This window comes from Pseudomonas sp. NY5710 (assembly GCF_013305665.1).
GTDB classification, from domain to species: domain Bacteria; phylum Pseudomonadota; class Gammaproteobacteria; order Pseudomonadales; family Pseudomonadaceae; genus Aquipseudomonas; species Aquipseudomonas juntendi.
The window spans coordinates 5461684-5477684 of the sequence record NZ_CP045554.1; the positions used below are offsets into that span (position 1 = coordinate 5461684).

Below are 16001 nucleotides of genomic sequence, written 5' to 3' on the forward strand. Positions count from 1 at the left end.
GCTCTTCCTCAGGCGTACATCTGGTCGATGAAACGCGCTTCAATCTCGGCCCGTCGCGGTCGCCCGGTCACGGTGTAGAACTGCTCGCGGAACTGCGCGATGTCCTCGATTACGCGAATCTGCCGGACCCGGGCGAAATCAGCCAGGCGGTGTTCCAAGCGTTCCATTTCGCGGCGCACCTGGTCGCTGCCGGCACCGCTCAGCACGATGGCGCAGGGCTCGTCCTTGCCTTCGCCCATGACGATCATGTCGTCTACCAACGGGCTTTCCTTGTAGACGTTCTCGACCCATTCGGGCGAGATGTTGCGCGCCGTCGAGAGGATGATCACGTGCTTCTTGCGCCCGGTGATGTACAGGTATCCGTCGCGCAGTTCGGCGATATCCCCGGTGTGCAGGTAGCCATCGGACAGATCGCAAGCCGTGTCGTCGGCGTTGTAGTAGCCGGCGCATAACGTAGGCGTGCGCACCAGCAACTCGCCGTCGACCAGCTTGGGCTCGATGCCGTCGAGCAGCTTGCCGGCCGAACCGATACGCCGTTCGGCTGGCGAGTTCAGCGAGATGATCGATGAGTTTTCGCTCAGGCCATAGGCCTCGAATACCTGCACGCCATGGGCCTCCAGCGCCTCCAGCACGCTGACCGGGATCTTCGCGCCGCCGGTGATGATGTGTGGGCACTGGGCACCGAACAGCTGCTGCACCGAACAGTCCTGCAGCAGCATGTTGGCTTCCTCCAGCAGCTTGGGCGGCAGGTAGAGAAAATTCGGCTCGTTGGGGGCGATCAGCTCAAGATAATGCCTGGCGTTACCGCTTGCCGCGCCGTACTCGGGCACACCTTCGGGCATCAGCGTGAGGGTGCCGCCAGACAGGATCGGAATGAACACGCCCAGCACCTGCTCGATCAGCAAGCTCATTGGCACGATCGAGAAATAGTGCAGGGGTTGCTGGGGCAAGCGCTTCATGACGTTGTCCACCAACAGACTGACCGCCTCGTCGCGAATCATCACACCCTTGGGCTTGGAGGTGGTGCCAGAGGTATGGATGATCGAGACGATGCCATCCGGAATCAGCTCGTCCTCGTTGCGCCATTCTTCACCGATGGCCTGGTTCATCAACTGGCCGGGAATGAAGCAGGGCTTGTCGGGCAGGATGTCATGCAGCCGCTTGGCGGTTTTCTCGTCGCGCACCAACACTGCCGTGGCCTTGCCCAGCAAACTGGCGATCTGGTCGTCGGAGAACTCGATCGGCACCGGCAGCAGCACCGCACCGACCTTTTGAATGGCCAGCAGGGTATAGACCCACTCGTAGCACGAACGCATGGCAATCCCGAACACCTTGCGTTCGCAGCGCCCCACGCGCCCTTCCAGGGCGCTGGCCAGGCGCAGTACGTCGCGGCGTAGTTCGTGCAAGGTGTATTCACGGCCATCCATTTCACGGATGACGACGCGGTCAGGTGTGCTTGCCAGATAGTCCTGCATCTTTTGGCTGATCATTGGCCGTTACCTCCCAGGCGGTAGCTTTGCGCACCGAAAATGCGGCGCGAAGGGTCGTCCAGACGGCGACGGCCGTGCATGACGCGGGTGTTGTCGATGACGATGACATCGCCTTTCTGCCAGAAGTGGCTGTAGGTATTGCGCTCGGTCACTTCCTTGATTTCATCCCAGATTTCCAGAGCGATATCTTCGCCGTCGCTCCAGGTGATACGCGGCGGTTCGTAGTTGACGCTGGGGCCGAGCATCGAATTGCAGAACGCCTTGCGGCCGCTGAAGCAGCTGGTTTCCACCGCCGATATGATCAACTGCGAGGCAATCAGGTTCTGGTCGATGCGCCGGTAGGTTTGCCCTGCCACTTGATCATTAACCTGTTGCAGGTGTTCGTCGGTGATCGCCTCGAGCGGCAGTTGCAGTTCAATGCTCAGGAAGCGTTTTACGTTCTGCCAAGGGATGCGCCGGCTATAGCGAATCTGGCGTTGTTCGAACAACTTGCGGGTTTTCGCTGACAGATCGAACAGTACCCGCTCGCCATCGCACAGTGTGGTTTGCGAACCGACTTCGGCCGCTTCCAGGCAATAGAACCATTGCAAGTCGGGGTTGAACGGCAAGTTGCCGTTTTCGCGGTGCAGGCCCATTTCGTGAATACCGGCTTCAATCTCGGCAGTATTGGCCGTAGCCGCCTTGCGCGCTGGGTCGAAAGTCACCCGCGACGAATGCGCGCTGACGAACTCGTTGAAGTCAGACAGGCTGTCGGCGAAGTCGCGGTAAATCACCGCACCGCTATGGGCAAGGTCTTCATACAACGAAGCGCCGCTGATCGAATCGCTGACACGCATGTCGCGATCGACCGCAATGACACACTCGAAGCCATAGCACGGCGTCGGTTGTCGGAAGTAGGGAAATACCACAGGTTGGGCGTGCGCCAGCATGACTCATTCCTCCGTGAAAGTGTGGGGCTCAGGTAGGTCTTGCGCTACCCGATGACCACACGATAAGAGAAACGAGCGGCTGGCTGGTTTTAAGAAATCTAAAAGCGTGGTGAAAATTTAAAAGCCTGTTTCATCGTTCCGTCAACAACGCCTCGGCCACCTGTTCGATCAACCTGCGCAGGCTGGCTATATCTTTGCTATCGCTGCGGTCGCGCGCCCAGATCATGTCCAAGGTGAACGTTGGGAAACCCAGCGGCGGCTGGCAGACTTTCGCTGATGACGGAATGCGCAAGTGCGGCAACAGGCGCGCCGGCAGTGCGAGCGTGGCCGGTACTGCGGCGACGATGTTCACGCAGGCTTGGTAACCATTGGCGCGCACCAGCACATTGCGCGAACGACCGACTTTGTCCAGCCAGCTGTCGACCATGTTCTTTTCTGAAATCCACGGTGTTGGGAATACGTGGGGCGAGGCGCAGAATTCATCCAGGCTCATGGCCGCGTCGTTGGCCAAACCGTTTTGACTGGTCAGGCAGACAAAGTCGTCGTTGACCACCGCTTGCCATTGCAACTCCGGGTGCATTTGGTGATAGCCCGGACCGAAGCCGATCGCGATGTCAATTTCCCCTGACATCAGCTGATCCACAGGCAGGTCGCGGCTCAGGCGGTCGAGGTGCAGCGAAGTATTGGCATGCGTGTGCGACAGCATCGCCAGGGTTTGCGGCAGGAACGACAACTCGAAATACTCCGGCGCGCAGAGCCGCCAGATCTTACGCACTGCTTGCGCAGATGCTTGGTTTTCATCTTCAGCGCAGCGGTTGACCGACTCGACCACCACGCGCAAATAAGGCGCGATCTTCTCGGCCTTGCTGGTCGGTTGCAGCACCCCTTGGGATGAAGAGAACAACGTGTCGTCAAAGCAGCCGCGCAGGCGCTTCAAACAATAACTGACCGTCGGCTGGCTCACGCTCATCAGCTCGGCGGTGCGTTTGGCACTGCGCAACTCCAGCAAGTTGAGAAACACCACGATGTCCTGCAGATCCAACTGTTTGAGGTAGTTGCTGTGGAGCATGGAAATTCCTCCTGAATATTCCAGTTCATGGCGTTGGCGCGCCCTCGCCGGGCAAATGCACGAGCACGTGCTTCAACACTTGGGCAAAGTCCGCGCGTTGTTGGTCACTCAAGGGAGCCAATACCAACTCTTGTATTTCGGTATGGGTAAGGACGGCCTGGTCGATCAATTCCTTACCCACGACGGTCAGCGCAACTTGCGAGCTGCGCTTGTCTTGGCTGTCGGCAATCCGCTCGACCATGCCGGCACTTTCCAGCCGTGCCAGCCGATTGGTCATGGCGCCGGAGGTGACCAGCAGCGAGCGATAGAGCTCGGTGGGGGTGAGCCGATACGGCGCCCCGGCGCGGCGCAACGTGGCCAGCACGTCGAACTCGCCTTCCTTGAAGCCATACTGGGCCAACGCCTCGGCGCGCAGGCGTTCAAGATGCTTATGAATGCGCACCATGCGCCCGAATATCGCCATGGACGAAACGTCCACTTCGGGCATCGCCTGCGCCCACTGCGCCACCACGAAATCCACATGATCGTCCATCGTTTCCCTCGACCGTGCCCTTCATCACTGTTAACCCGCACACAAACCTGAACCCTAGCGCCTTTAAAGTATCTTAACGTTAAGCTATCTTGGCGAGCATGCGACTGAAGGATCAGGAGAGACACATGGCATTTTTCATACAGGGACCGCACCGCCACTATTACTACGATGCCGGTGCCGGCAGCCCGGTGCTGTTGCTGCATGGCCTGGGCAACAGCGGGCGCGCCTGGATGCCCCAGGTCAGCGCGCTGTTGGGCATGGGTCACCGCGTCATCGTACCTGACCTGTTGGGCCATGGCGCCTCCAGCCAAGCGCCGGAAGGTATCACAGCCCACGCCCAGGCACTTCAAATGCTTGCACTGCTCGATCACCTGGGGTTGGAATCCACGCATGTCATCGGTCTGTCGCTCGGCGGCATGGTGGCGCTGGAAATGGCCTGTCATGCACCGCATGCCGTGCAGAAGCTGATCGTTGCCGGCACCTTCGCCCACATGAACGATCGTCACCGCCAAGCCATGCTCAGCGACTGGGCCGACGGCCTGCGGCAAGCCGATGGCTGTCTGAAGCGCTTCAAGTCGACCTGGCCGGCATTGGTCGGAGCCGAGTATGCCGCATCCACTCGGGGTCAACGGTTGTATCAGGCCTGGCATGCCCAGGCCGCGCAGCTGGCAACCGCCAACCAGGAGCACTGGTGCCAGGGCATGCAGCAGTACGACCTTAGGGAACAGCTGCCGGCGATCCAGGCCGCGACCCTGGTGCTGGCGGCCACCGGCGACCAGCTCAGCCCGCGTGCGGAAGCCGAGCTTCTGAGCGAGCGCATCGGCCATGCCCAGCTACTGACCTTGGCAGGCGACGGCCACGTCTTCAACATTCCGCTCGCCCCAGCGTTCAATCAGGCAATGGGCAGTTTTCTGCAGGAGCACCCTGAACATGCGTAACGTACCGAGTAAAGCCTGCGTCGGCCTGTTGGCCGTATTGATTGGCCTTAATCTGCGCCCGATCATGGCGGCCGTCGGCCCGCTACTCGGCACCTTGCAGCAGGACCTTGGCCTGAGCAATGCGCAGGCCGGGCTGCTGACTACTTTGCCGGTGATGATGATGGGCTTGTTCGCCCTCTGCGGCCCCTTGTTGTTACGCCTGATTGGCGAGATCAAAGGGGTAGCGTTGGGCATCACCTTTATCGCCATCAGTTGCGCGGCGCGCGCCTATGTCACTTCAGGCGCAGCGTTGATCGCCACAGCCATGTTAGGCGGCGTAGGCATCGCAGTGATCCAGGCGCTGATGCCTGCGTTTCTCAAACGCAGCCACCCACAAAACGCCGGCATGCTCATGGGGCTGTTCACCACCGGCATCATGGCCGGTGCGGCGCTGGCGGCTGCTTTCGCGGCGCCCGGCGCAGCAACCTTCGGCTGGCAGCTTACGCTCGGCTGGGCGGCCTTGCCTGCGCTGGTCGGCTTGATCGCCTGGGTGCTGGCAGCCGGTAGCGACCCGGCGCGTACCACCGATGCGAGGTTGCCGTACGACAGCGCGCGGGCTTGGTTGCTGCTGGCGTTCTTTGGCATCGGCACCGGTGCCTACACCTTGGTGCTGGCGTGGTTGCCACCGTTCTATGTAGAGCTTGGCTGGAGCGCTGCAGAGGCCGGTTACTTGTTGGGAGCCCTGACCCTCACCGAGGTCGCCGCCGGGCTGTTGGTGTCGGCACTGATCCATCGCTATCCCGACCGTCGCCAGCCACTGACGGTGGTCATTCTGCTGTTGCTGGCCGGTCTGATCTGCTTGCTGAGCGCACCCCTGCACCTGGCGATCTTCGCCACCCTTTGCCTGGGCCTTGGCATCGGCGCGTTGTTCCCGCTGTCGCTCATCGTCACGCTCGACCACGCTGACTCCCCGGCCCAAGCCGGTGCGCTGCTGGCCTTCGTACAAGGCGGCGGCTATCTGATCGCGGCCAGCTTGCCGCTGATCGCCGGTATCGTGCGCGATCAGCTCAGCTCGTTGCACTGGGCCTGGGGCATCATGGTCATCGGCACCCTGTGCCTGCTGGGCCTGGCCACACGGTTGCGCCCACCGGCAGAGCCAGCGGCGCAAGCGAGCGGTGCCTAGATCATCAGGGGGCGGTGATCAGGCATAACAGCTTTTAATGTCGCGGTACCACTTTTACTGCCGGAAACCAGCAGCCTGTTGCTTATTAATAAACTCTGTCACAAAACCTCTGGAAATTCGCGGCCTAGCGGGGAGGTTGATCCTGTGGAAGCGAAATTAAAGGTTGTCACAAAGCATCGCTTTTCAAAAAATCTCGGGGGTTTTCGTTTAATAAAGGTTGTCACAACAATAACGGTTGTCACAGCAAAGGTTCAGCCGGAGAAAAATCGCAGGGGTACGCCTCGGAAAAAACCCGAAAAAATTATGATGGTATCTTTTGTGCTTGGAACGGAGACAGTGGAGTTAGAGAATTGAACTGTGCCAGGACGGTTGCGCTAGAGAAAAACTCCCCGGGCGCGTCATTGACCAGCCAGTCGGTGGGTTGGGCGATGTCATGATGGTCCCGCCTGTGGCGGAGGCGCGTAAGCAACACGTTCTGTGAACGGGGTGTCCCGCACGGCCCGAAATACCGCAGCAGAAATGGAGCACTTTGTGATGAAAGCGAAGGCCTGATGGCTTCCGCATTTCCTCTCAGATCAGTGCGTCTGCTGTGCCATTTCAGTGTGCCTGGGCAGAGCAATCGAGATGAGTGCAGCGACCAATACGAAGACGCTGGAAACCCACAAGCAAGCCTCCAACCCATAGGCCTGAAACACCCAACCTGACAGCAGTGTGCCGACCAAACGACCGAGGGCGTTGGACATGTAGTAGAAGCCTACATCCAGGGAGACGCCATCTTCCTTGGCATAACTGACGATCAGGTAGCTGTGCAGCGATGAGTTCACGGCGAACAGCACACCGAACAGCATCAACCCACCGAGCAAGACTACCTTTGCCGACCAGCCTGCCGACAGGCCCACGGCAATGAGCGCAGGCAGTCCGGCCAGAGCGATTGCCCAGATGAAGGCTGCTCGGCCATCGGGTACATGACCACGCCTCTTGCCGGTGATATGGGGGGCAAACGACTGGACGATGCCATAGCCGATTACCCAGACGGCCAAGAAACCGCCGACCAGCCAGAAGTCCCAGCCAAACGCAGAGCTCAGGTACACCGGTAGTGCCACGACGAACCAGATATCCCGCGCACCGAACAAAACCAGCCGTGCGGCCGAGAGGATGTTGATGGCCCGGCTCTTGGACAGCATGTCGCGGAACTTCGGTTTGGCCTTGGCCTTGCCCAAGTCCTTTTTCAGCAGCATCAGACTACCGATCCAGATCAGGGCCAGCACCGCCGCCATGGCCAGCACCGCCTGGGTGAAACCGAGCAACGCGAGCAATGCTCCCCCGAGGAAAAAACCCACGCCTTTGAGAGCGTTCTTCGAGCCCGTCAGGATGGCCACCCATTTGTAGAGGATGCCTTGCTGGCTGTCCGGCACCAGGAGCTTGATGGAGCTCTTGGCGCTCATTTTGTTCAGGTCCTTGGCGATGCCGGAGAGCGCCTGGGCCGCCATCACCCACGGCACCGTCAGCGAGGCTGCTGGTACCGTGAGCATCAGCAGGGCGAAGACCTGCATGCCAAGGCCGATGTTCATGGTGCGGTTGAGCCCCAGGCGGGCGCCGAGGTAGCCGCCCACGAGGTTAGTGATCACGCCGAACACTTCGTAGAACAGGAACAGCGCCGCGATCTGCAGCGGCGTGTAGCCCAGCGAATGGAAGTGCAGTACCACCAGCATGCGCAAAGCGCCGTCGGTAAGGGTGAAGGCCCAGTAATTGCCGGTAACCAGCAGGTACTGACGCACTTCCGCAGACAGGGCTGACAACGCCTTCATGATCGCCATTTACTCCGCTGCGCCGACCAGGCGTGCTAGTTCAACCGCACGGTTGGCGTAGCCCCACTCGTTGTCGTACCAGGCGTAGATCTTCACTTGGGTACCGTTGACTACGAGGGTGGACAGCGCATCGATGATCGAGGACCGCGGATCGGTGCGGTAGTCGATGGACACCAAGGGGCGTTCTTCGTAGCCCAGGATGTCCTTCAGCGGTCCTTCGGTTGCGGCTTTCAGCAGCGCGTTGACCTCTTCAGCCGTTGTCTCACGTTCCACTTCGAACACGCAGTCGGTCAGCGAGGCGTTGGCCAGTGGTACACGTACGGCGTGACCATTCAGCTTGCCGCGTAGCTCGGGGAAGATCTCGGCGATTGCGGTGGCAGATCCCGTGGTGGTCGGGATCAGGCTCATGCCCGAGGCTCGGGCGCGACGCAGGTCCTTGTGCGGTGTATCCAGAATGCTCTGGGTATTGGTGAGGTCGTGAATGGTGGTGATCGAGCCGTGGCGTATGCCCAGGTTCTCGTGAATCACCTTGACCACCGGGGCCAGGCAGTTAGTGGTGCAGGAAGCGGCGGTGACGATACGATGCTGCGCCGGGTCGAATAGGTGCTGGTTGACGCCCATCACCACGTTCAGTGCGCCTTTCTCCTTCACTGGAGCGCAGACGACCACACGTTTGACGCCTTGATCCAGGTAGGCCTGGAGTACGGCTACCGACTTCATCTTGCCGCTGGCCTCGATGACCAAGTCACAGCCCGACCAGTCGGTGTCCGCGATGGTCTTGTTGGCGGTGACCTTGATGCGCTTGCCCTCGATCACTACCGCGTCGCCCTCTGCGCGGGCTTCACGGTGCCAGCGTCCGTGGATCGAATCGAAGTTGATCAGATGGGCATGGGTCTCGGCGTCACCGGCCGGGTCATTGATCTGCACAAACTCGAATTCCGGCCAGTCCCAGGAGGCGCGAAGCGCCAAGCGACCAATACGGCCAAACCCATTGATACCTACTTTGATAGCCATGTTCTTTTTCTCGAATCGCGATTAGCGAAAGGTCAGAGGGTGTCGCTGAACTGGTTGATATACCCAACGTGCGCAGGGTTCTGGATCGCACGTGGACGCAGGGCCTGGACCTGGGAAACAGCTTCCTGCACAGGGATGCCGCACTCGATCATCAGGCGGGCGGCAAACAGGCCGGTGCGGCCAGAGCCGCCCTTGCAGTGAATGGCGATCGTCTTACCGGTCATCACCAGCTCTTTCAGGCGTTCCCGGTGAGCCTTCCAGGCGGCCGCAAACGGCTCACCGGGCGCTTCGTCATCCTCGACCGGCAGGTGGAACCATTCGAGGCCCAGCAGTTGGCACTCCTCGGGAAGCAGATCGATCTCGTTCTGCAGCAGTTCTTCACTCGGCATCAGGGTTACCAGCGCGCTTGCGCCGGCATCGTGCAACGTTGCCAGAGCCTGAGATACCGATGTCTCCTTGGTACCTGGGCACGGAGTGAAGATCAGCTGGCCGACCAGTTCGGAATTAGCCAACACTGAATACGGGTGCAATTGCATGCTCACAAAGCCTCAAATGGATCGTTGATTGACACGCTTGGATAGTTCTTCAGCCGACTCTTTACGTTCGGAGTAGCGATCGACCAGGTAGTCGGAGCGATCACGAAGCAGCAGGGTGAACTTCACCAGCTCCTCCATTACGTCGACAACACGGTCGTAGTACGAAGAGGGTTTCATGCGACCCGCCTCGTCGAATTCCAGATAGGCCTTCGGCACGGACGACTGGTTAGGGATGGTGAACATGCGCATCCAGCGGCCGAGGACGCGCAGCTGGTTGACCACGTTGAAAGACTGCGAGCCGCCGCAGACCTGCATCACCGCGAGGGTTTTGCCTTGAGTGGGGCGCACGGCGCCCATGCTCAGTGGAATCCAGTCGATCTGCGACTTGAACACGCCAGTCATCGCGCCGTGGCGCTCTGGCGAGCACCAGACCATGCCTTCCGACCACAGCACCAGGTCGCGCAGCTCCTTGACTATGGGGTGGTCATCGGGCACGTCATCCGCCAGTGGCAGCCCGGTCGGATTGAAGATCCGCGTCTCGGCACCGAAGTGCTCCAGCAGGCGTGCCGCTTCTTCCGTCAGCAGGCGGCTGAACGAGCGTTCGCGGGTCGATCCGTACAGCAGCAGGATGCGAGGGTTATGGGTGGACTTTTGCTCGACTGCCAGTTTGTCTGCTGTCGGCAGGTCGACCAGATCGTTGTCGATATTCGGGATATGGTGTTCGGTCATGATTTACTCCTGAGTCAAGGCGCCAGATGGCTGATCGAACCAGCGGCGCTTGAGCCACAAGGCCACGCCCACCAGGGAGATCAGTACCGGCACTTCCACCAAGGGCCCGATGACGGTGGCAAACGCGACCGGCGAGGCAAGGCCGAAGGTGGCGATGGCCACGGCAATGGCCAGTTCGAAATTGTTGCTCGCTGCAGTGAACGCCAGCGCCGTGGTACGTGGGTAGTCAGCTTCCAACAGCTTGCCCATCCAGAAGCTGATGAAGAACATCACCACGAAGTAGATGGTCAGCGGGATAGCGATGCGCAGCACATCCAGCGGCAGTTGCAGCACCATGTCGCCTTTCAGGCTGAACATGGCGACGATGGTCAGCAGCAACGCCACAAGGGTCAGCGGGCTGATCTTCGGGATGAATCGCTCCTGGTACCAGGTCTCGCCCTTGCTGCTGATCAGGATCTTGCGGGTCAGGAAACCAGCCAGGAACGGGATGCCCAGGTAGATCAGCACCGATTGGGCGATATCGAGGAAGCTGGTCTCAATGACGCTACCTTCAAGGCCAAACAGCGGCGGCAACAGCCCCAGGAAGATCCAGGCGTACACGCTAAAGAACAGGATCTGGAAAATGCTGTTGAAGGCGACCAGACCCGCCACGTACTGGTTGTTGCCACCGGCGATCTGGTTCCACACCAGCACCATGGCGATGCAGCGTGCCAAGCCGATGAGGATCAGGCCGGTCATGTACTCAGGCTTGTCGGAAAGGAAGACAACGGCCAGCCCGAACATCAGGACCGGGCCGATCACCCAGTTCTGGATCAGCGACAGGGCAAGGATGCGCTTGTCCTTGAATACCTGTGGCAACTCCTCGTATTTCACCTTCGCCAGAGGTGGGTACATCATTACGATGAGGCCAATGGCGATGGGGATGTTTGTCGAGCCTACCGACAGGCTATTCAGCCACGCAGGCAATCCCTGGAACAGGCTGCCCAGACCAATGCCCAGGCCCATGGCCAGAAAGATCCACACCGTCAGGTAGCGGTCTAGAAAGGAAAGTCGGCTTTTGCTCATGGTGGATCTCCCTAAACGTCAGAGCGTTCCGATACGGGCCAGCTCGGCCTTAAGCTGGGCGGCATCCAATTGTTCGAAAGGCAGCGCGAGGAATGCATTGAGGCGTCGTTTGATCTGCTCAAGCGTGACGTCGAACGCTGCGTCCAGTTCGGCGGTGTTGCCCTGCTGGTCAGAAGGGTCAGAAAGCCCCCAGTGGGCTTTCACTGCTGGTCCGAAGAACACGGGGCAGGCTTCGCCAGCGGCCTTGTCGCAGACGGTGATGACAAAGTCCGGTGCCAGCTCGGCATGCGCGTCACTTGACTTGCTGCTGAGGCCCTCGGTGGAGATACCAGCACGCTGCAGCGCGGTGATGGACAGCGGGTGCACATCACCCTTTGGCTGGCTGCCGGCGCTGTAGGCCTTCATGCCGGCCGGGGCCAGATGATTGAAAACAGCCTCGGAGAGGATGCTGCGGCAGCTATTGGCGGTGCAGAGGAACAGAACTTTCATCGGTTTTTCTCGGCAATGATCAGCAGCAGGAGGCGACGCGTTGAGGGCGGTCACCCATTGTGTCCAGTCGTTTAGTGCTAGCACTCAGCCATTCGCGGTTGGCCTCCAGCGTCGTCGCCAGGACCTCACGTACCCAGCCGGGAAGCGATGGATGCAGGCGGTAATAAACCCACTGGCCCTGACGCCGGTCTTCCAGCAGGTCACACGTGCGCAGTTGCGCCAGGTGGCGGGAAACCTTGGGCTGGCTTTCTTCCAGCGCGCAGGTCAGTTCACAGACGCAGAGTTCTTCCTCGCGAGAGATCAGCAGCATCATCCGAATGCGGTTCTCGTCGGCGAGGCATTTGAAAACCTTGGTAGGTGTCAGCGAGTCAGTCATAGCAATTCTCAGTGTTTAGTTTTCACGAGGACGAACATTTTGATGCGCTCATGAATCTCATGAAGCGTGCGTCGGAAGGCATCGTGTTGGTCACTGGTAACAGGGTCTTCGAAGTTCCACGCCAGAACCTCGCCGAGGGCAGGCAAAGTAAGGCACTCATGGGCTGCCTTGTCGCAGAGCGTAATCAAGTAGTCGAACCGTTCCCCTGCAAACTCGTCGATGGACTTGCTGCGTAGAGCCTTGGTATCGATATCGAGATATTCGAGGGCGTCATAGGTGCGCGGATCGACTTGGCCAGGCTGGGTACCTGCGCTAAAAACTTCGAAATGCACAGGGTCTGTGTGCCGGAGCAAAGCTTCGGCGAGCTGGGAGCGAGCGGCGTTTGCGGTGCAAACAAACAGAACGCGGGTCTTGCCAGTCATCACTTGGTACCCTGAGTGTATATGGTTTTTCGAATATACGCTTTTTCGAATGTGTCGCAACCCCTCGATGATGGGTGGCTTTACATGTGCGCGTTCATGCACATATATTGGCTGCATGACGACCAACCAAAATCTCCGTGCTCAAGCCATCGAAGCCGCCATCGAGTCGCTAGACGAGACCTTCTTCAAAGCGCTTTGCGAGCCTTCCAGAGTCGCGGTTTTCAAGCGCGTACTTTTGCTCGGCCGGGCGGATGTCGGCGAAATCGCCAAAGAGCTGCCACAGGAGCGCTCGGTGATCTCCAGGCACCTGCAGGTATTGCATGACGCCAAGATCGTGAAGGCCACCAAGGTGGGTCGGCAGGTGTTCTATGAAGTAAATGGTGGGTCGATCGTCGAGCGACTGGAGGGCCTGCTCCAGCGAACCAAAGGTCTAGTATCGATCTGCTGTCCGTAGTCCGGCCTTTTTTTGCCTTTAGATATGCATGAGTGCGCATATATGAATGAGTTGGATCGCGTTCTGGATGTGGTCGTTATCGGTGGTGGGCAAGCAGGTTTGGCGACTGGCTGGCATTTACAGCAGCACGGCTTGGATTACCTCATCTTGGATGAGCAGACATCCCCGGGCGGTAACTGGCGTAACTACTACGAAAGCTTGCAGTTGTTCTCACCATCGGAGTACTCAGCGCTGCCGGGGCGAGCGTTTCTTGGCGATCCCAAGGACTACCCGGTGCGAAATGAAGTGGTGCAGTACCTGGAGGCATACGCCGCCGAGTTTCAGCTCCCTTTTCAGGGCGGTACCCGAGTGGTGGCGGTCGTACAGAAGGGCAAGGCATTTGAGGTTCGCACCGCCAACGGAGCGAATTTCACTACGCGTGCTGTGGTAGTGGCATCAGGTGGCTTCAGCCGTCCTTTCATGCCTGACATTCCTGGGCTAGAGAGCTTTTCAGGACACTGTCTGCAGATAAAAAAGCAGCTCCGAAAAGCTGCTTTTCTGCCCTACTCCCCCTTTTTATGCTTGTGGGGTTTCAGGTCTGGGTGATCCTTCTGCTTCTCAGGCGTGACCCGCTGCCTCTTGTCCGGAGTGCCATCTTCGTTGGTGCGTTTAGGGCCTGGCTTGATGCTCATGCAAATTTCCTTTTCCGCTTGGGTTGTTGAGTACTGCTATGTAGTTAGTCGAGCTTCTGGCTGCTGTCAAAGCAGCTCGATGTGGAATCGCTATCGACCTCACGTGTTCAGCCCGTTGCAGCATTAGAGGCCTGAGTAGGTGCTTCCGGTCAAAGTCTTGCAAGGGGCAGTAAAATCAAGAGCTGAGCGATACGAGGATGTCTGGACGTTCATCATCCCGAGTACGGTGTGGAACAGGTTGTCGTGGCTCAGTGGCGAGCTCGTCTGTGCTTTCAAGCAGCCCACATTGAGGCGTTCGCTTTTCGCGAGAGAATCAGACATCCAGAGCACCAATGGCACCTTGGTTTGCTCATCTGGGGCCATCGCATAGGGCAGCCCATGCAGGTAAAGACCACCCTCTCCCAGTGACTCTCCGTGATCTGAGACGTACATGAGCGCAGTGTCGAATTTGGTATTCGCAGCCAGGATGTCGATCAGCCCGGCCGTCACGTAGTCGGTGTAGAGGATCGAATTGTCGTAGGCATTGATCACCTCCTGCTGCTTACATTTGTCGAGCTCATTGGTCTCGCAGACCGGCCCGAATTTCTTGAACTGCGGGGGGTAGCGCTTGTAGTAGGCCGGGCCGTGACTACCTTTGTAGTGGAGCACCAGGACTGCATCGCCTTCCTGACGCTTGATGAAGTCCTCCATCTCCGAAAGCAGCACCCCGTCCTTGCACTCGTCGCTGGTACACAGTTGAGCATCTGCGTGTTGGGTAGCCTTGTGGTTTGGCACCCGATCACAGACCCCTTTGCAGCCCGAATTGTTATCAGTCCACATGACACTGATGCCTGCCCGCTGAAGCACATCGAGCAGCCCTTCTCGGCTCTTGGCCAAGCCGTCCTTGTACTCATCCCTCCCGACGTCCAAGAACATGCATGGCAGGGAAACCGCAGTGGCAGTGCCGCACGAGCTCACATTCGAGAAGCTGATGACATTGCGCTTTTCCAGCTCTGGATTCGTATCGCGGGAGTAGCCATTAAGGGAGAAGTTGGCGGAACGTGCGGTTTCCCCCACTGCCAGTACCAGCAGCTTGGGTTTGCGAGCCGCTCCCTGCCTGGTCACCACGGCGTCGGTACCAATGGAGGTCAGCGCTTTCGGTGTGGCCAGCTTGCGTTTCAGGTAACCATGACCGGCAGCAAACAAATTGGTGGGAACCAGAATGAGCCGGATCTCCCGATTGTTGCGTAGGAGGGAGGCATAAGACTGGTACTGGCTCAGCACGATACCAGCAAGGGTTACCAGTGCGAGCGACAGGACGATGAGTCTGCTACCCAACGCTTTGGTCCAGGGCTTGCGTCGCAGGGGCACCAGACAGATCAGGTAGACGGGCAATACCCCTACCATTGCCACCCAGAGGCCAAGTTTCCAGTTCAGTAGCTCGGACACCTCACCGACGTCGGTCTCCACGACGTTGGTGAACATCGTGTAATCAATGACGATGCCGTAAGCACTCATGAAGTAGCTGGCGAACGACGCGCTGATCAGCACCAGGCACAGCAGAGGTTTTGCGAGTCTTGACCATGACAGCAAGCTAAGTACGGTGAACACCCAAACGAACACTACGACTGGCAGGCTGGCGGCGAGCAACCAGTTAACTTCATCAGTGTTGAATGCCAGGCGCCAGAGCACACGCCAAAGCTCAGCGTTCACGAACAACAACAACCAAAAAGTTACTAGCGCGATGAGTAAATTGGTGCTGATGCCTTCCTGTCTAACTTTGCGAATAGCATGGATCCATTTACTTAACAGGATGTGAACAATGGATTTAGAAGGTGTCATTATCAAACTCTAGGGAGCTGCTCATCCATGGCGCTGGTTATGAATAGTCGGGAGCTAAACGGCAAGCCATCGACAGACACTGAGCGAATCAGGCCGTACAGAGCGCCAGAGACCTTGATCCCCTTAGCCTGAGGACGCTTAGGATGTGTGAGGCATAGGATTAAATGAGAAATTAGCTCTCGCTAGGCGCATTATTTCCGCCACACGATAACGTCATGATGACTTCGCGATTACAATGCTGACAGAATCGCGATAATGACTTTTTCGATTGTAAATGCTCAGGCTATGATAAAAAATCGGACAGGTCCGACTCTTTGAGTAGTCAATGCCATCTGGCGAATTAAATTAAATTTCATAAACAAACCAGCTTCGTTTTGTCGTACGCTAATTTTGAACTTTTACTTTAACTTAAAAGTCATTCTAACGAGCAGAACACTTCTTTCACCTTTTGCTCGTGCTGATGTCACCTATCGATGAGGGACGAATACCATGAGTT

General features: G+C 58.4%; 17 protein-coding genes. 4 read left to right on the plus strand and 13 right to left on the minus strand.

Translation table 11 applies throughout. The annotated features are described in order from the left end of the window. Nucleotides 1-8: 8 nt before the first annotated feature. The 4 genes from GEV39_RS25115 to GEV39_RS25130 all read right to left on the minus strand — a co-directional run bounded on the left by GEV39_RS25115 (nt 9) and on the right by GEV39_RS25130 (nt 4020). On the minus strand, nt 9-1490 hold the full coding sequence (locus GEV39_RS25115) for an AMP-binding protein (RefSeq protein WP_173891616.1): 1482 nt from the start codon (nt 1488-1490) through the stop codon (nt 9-11). Further along, the gene (locus GEV39_RS25120) at nt 1487-2419 is read right to left on the minus strand and encodes a TauD/TfdA family dioxygenase (protein ID WP_173891617.1); all 933 of its coding nucleotides are present in this window, start codon (nt 2417-2419) and stop codon (nt 1487-1489) included. The genes GEV39_RS25115 and GEV39_RS25120 overlap by 4 nt, the downstream gene beginning before the upstream one ends. Nucleotides 2420-2549: 130 nt before the next feature. Beyond that, the gene (locus GEV39_RS25125; protein ID WP_173891618.1) at nt 2550-3488 is read right to left on the minus strand and encodes a LysR family transcriptional regulator; all 939 of its coding nucleotides are present in this window, start codon (nt 3486-3488) and stop codon (nt 2550-2552) included. Between the two features lie 25 nt (nt 3489-3513). Next, nucleotides 3514-4020 (minus strand): MarR family winged helix-turn-helix transcriptional regulator, encoded by a 507-nt coding sequence (locus GEV39_RS25130; RefSeq protein WP_173891619.1) that lies wholly within the window; start codon nt 4018-4020, stop codon nt 3514-3516. A gap of 125 nt (nt 4021-4145) precedes the next feature. Here GEV39_RS25130 and GEV39_RS25135 point away from each other — a divergent pair, with 125 nt between their 5' ends. Together GEV39_RS25135 and GEV39_RS25140 are read left to right on the plus strand one after the other, a co-directional pair. Next, a complete protein-coding gene (locus GEV39_RS25135) occupies nt 4146-4958 on the plus strand; it encodes an alpha/beta fold hydrolase (RefSeq protein WP_173891620.1) in 813 nt (270 codons plus the stop codon). Continuing rightward, nucleotides 4951-6120 (plus strand): MFS transporter, encoded by a 1170-nt coding sequence (locus tag GEV39_RS25140; RefSeq protein WP_173891621.1) that lies wholly within the window; start codon nt 4951-4953, stop codon nt 6118-6120. The genes GEV39_RS25135 and GEV39_RS25140 overlap by 8 nt, the downstream gene beginning before the upstream one ends. A 575-nt stretch (nt 6121-6695) precedes the next feature. Here the strand turns inward: GEV39_RS25140 and arsJ are convergent. From arsJ to GEV39_RS25180, 8 genes are read right to left on the minus strand one after another with little or no spacing between them, the layout of a single operon-like run. After that, a complete protein-coding gene (gene arsJ / locus GEV39_RS25145; RefSeq protein WP_044047293.1) occupies nt 6696-7928 on the minus strand; it encodes an organoarsenical effux MFS transporter ArsJ in 1233 nt (410 codons plus the stop codon). A gap of 9 nt (nt 7929-7937) precedes the next feature. Further along, the gene (locus GEV39_RS25150; RefSeq protein ID WP_013974856.1) at nt 7938-8942 is read right to left on the minus strand and encodes an ArsJ-associated glyceraldehyde-3-phosphate dehydrogenase; all 1005 of its coding nucleotides are present in this window, start codon (nt 8940-8942) and stop codon (nt 7938-7940) included. A gap of 32 nt (nt 8943-8974) precedes the next feature. Next, entirely contained in the window at nt 8975-9478 is a 504-nt protein-coding gene (locus GEV39_RS25155) for a cyclin-dependent kinase inhibitor 3 family protein (RefSeq protein WP_013974857.1), read from the minus strand. A gap of 12 nt (nt 9479-9490) precedes the next feature. Next, nucleotides 9491-10207 carry an arsenical resistance protein ArsH gene (gene arsH / locus GEV39_RS25160; RefSeq protein ID WP_013974858.1) on the minus strand — a complete coding sequence of 239 codons (717 nt, stop codon included), beginning with the start codon at nt 10205-10207 and terminating at the stop codon, nt 9491-9493. 3 nt (nt 10208-10210) lie between these two features. Then, the gene (arsB, locus tag GEV39_RS25165; protein WP_054912979.1) at nt 10211-11272 is read right to left on the minus strand and encodes an ACR3 family arsenite efflux transporter; all 1062 of its coding nucleotides are present in this window, start codon (nt 11270-11272) and stop codon (nt 10211-10213) included. Between the two features lie 18 nt (nt 11273-11290). Next, a complete protein-coding gene (locus tag GEV39_RS25170) occupies nt 11291-11761 on the minus strand; it encodes an arsenate reductase ArsC (RefSeq protein ID WP_044047179.1) in 471 nt (156 codons plus the stop codon). A 19-nt stretch (nt 11762-11780) separates the two neighbouring features. Beyond that, a complete protein-coding gene (locus GEV39_RS25175; protein ID WP_044047180.1) occupies nt 11781-12137 on the minus strand; it encodes a metalloregulator ArsR/SmtB family transcription factor in 357 nt (118 codons plus the stop codon). 8 nt (nt 12138-12145) lie between these two features. Continuing rightward, nucleotides 12146-12559 carry an arsenate reductase ArsC gene (locus GEV39_RS25180; RefSeq protein WP_044047181.1) on the minus strand — a complete coding sequence of 138 codons (414 nt, stop codon included), beginning with the start codon at nt 12557-12559 and terminating at the stop codon, nt 12146-12148. A 115-nt stretch (nt 12560-12674) separates the two neighbouring features. On the opposite strand from GEV39_RS25180, the gene GEV39_RS25185 reads away from it, so the two are divergent. Then, on the plus strand, nt 12675-13013 hold the full coding sequence (locus tag GEV39_RS25185; protein WP_013974863.1) for an ArsR/SmtB family transcription factor: 339 nt from the start codon (nt 12675-12677) through the stop codon (nt 13011-13013). 42 nt (nt 13014-13055) lie between these two features. Then, nucleotides 13056-13598, plus strand: coding sequence for a flavin-containing monooxygenase (locus GEV39_RS25190; protein WP_013974864.1), 543 nt, complete (start codon nt 13056-13058; stop codon nt 13596-13598). Between the two features lie 209 nt (nt 13599-13807). Here GEV39_RS25190 and GEV39_RS25195 read toward each other — a convergent pair whose 3' ends face one another. Next, nucleotides 13808-15505, minus strand: coding sequence for a phosphoethanolamine transferase (locus tag GEV39_RS25195; protein ID WP_044047182.1), 1698 nt, complete (start codon nt 15503-15505; stop codon nt 13808-13810). Nucleotides 15506-16001 lie beyond the last annotated feature (496 nt).

What these genes read in the sequence shown, in the direction of transcription:
- GEV39_RS25135 (WP_173891620.1), top strand. Translation starts at nt 4,146, where the DNA reads ATGGCATTTTTCATACAGGGACCGCACCGCCACTATTACTACGATGCC.
- GEV39_RS25150 (WP_013974856.1), bottom strand. Translation starts at nt 8,942, where the DNA reads ATGGCTATCAAAGTAGGTATCAATGGGTTTGGCCGTATTGGTCGCTTG.
- arsJ (WP_044047293.1), bottom strand. Translation starts at nt 7,928, where the DNA reads ATGAAGGCGTTGTCAGCCCTGTCTGCGGAAGTGCGTCAGTACCTGCTG.
- GEV39_RS25185 (WP_013974863.1), top strand. Translation starts at nt 12,675, where the DNA reads ATGACGACCAACCAAAATCTCCGTGCTCAAGCCATCGAAGCCGCCATC.
- GEV39_RS25115 (WP_173891616.1), bottom strand. Translation starts at nt 1,490, where the DNA reads ATGATCAGCCAAAAGATGCAGGACTATCTGGCAAGCACACCTGACCGC.
- GEV39_RS25180 (WP_044047181.1), bottom strand. Translation starts at nt 12,559, where the DNA reads ATGACTGGCAAGACCCGCGTTCTGTTTGTTTGCACCGCAAACGCCGCT.
- GEV39_RS25195 (WP_044047182.1), bottom strand. Translation starts at nt 15,505, where the DNA reads ATGACACCTTCTAAATCCATTGTTCACATCCTGTTAAGTAAATGGATC.
- arsH (WP_013974858.1), bottom strand. Translation starts at nt 10,207, where the DNA reads ATGACCGAACACCATATCCCGAATATCGACAACGATCTGGTCGACCTG.
- GEV39_RS25170 (WP_044047179.1), bottom strand. Translation starts at nt 11,761, where the DNA reads ATGAAAGTTCTGTTCCTCTGCACCGCCAATAGCTGCCGCAGCATCCTC.
- GEV39_RS25120 (WP_173891617.1), bottom strand. Translation starts at nt 2,419, where the DNA reads ATGCTGGCGCACGCCCAACCTGTGGTATTTCCCTACTTCCGACAACCG.
- GEV39_RS25155 (WP_013974857.1), bottom strand. Translation starts at nt 9,478, where the DNA reads ATGCAATTGCACCCGTATTCAGTGTTGGCTAATTCCGAACTGGTCGGC.
- GEV39_RS25130 (WP_173891619.1), bottom strand. Translation starts at nt 4,020, where the DNA reads ATGGACGATCATGTGGATTTCGTGGTGGCGCAGTGGGCGCAGGCGATG.
- GEV39_RS25140 (WP_173891621.1), top strand. Translation starts at nt 4,951, where the DNA reads ATGCGTAACGTACCGAGTAAAGCCTGCGTCGGCCTGTTGGCCGTATTG.
- GEV39_RS25125 (WP_173891618.1), bottom strand. Translation starts at nt 3,488, where the DNA reads ATGCTCCACAGCAACTACCTCAAACAGTTGGATCTGCAGGACATCGTG.
- arsB (WP_054912979.1), bottom strand. Translation starts at nt 11,272, where the DNA reads ATGAGCAAAAGCCGACTTTCCTTTCTAGACCGCTACCTGACGGTGTGG.
- GEV39_RS25175 (WP_044047180.1), bottom strand. Translation starts at nt 12,137, where the DNA reads ATGACTGACTCGCTGACACCTACCAAGGTTTTCAAATGCCTCGCCGAC.
- GEV39_RS25190 (WP_013974864.1), top strand. Translation starts at nt 13,056, where the DNA reads ATGAATGAGTTGGATCGCGTTCTGGATGTGGTCGTTATCGGTGGTGGG.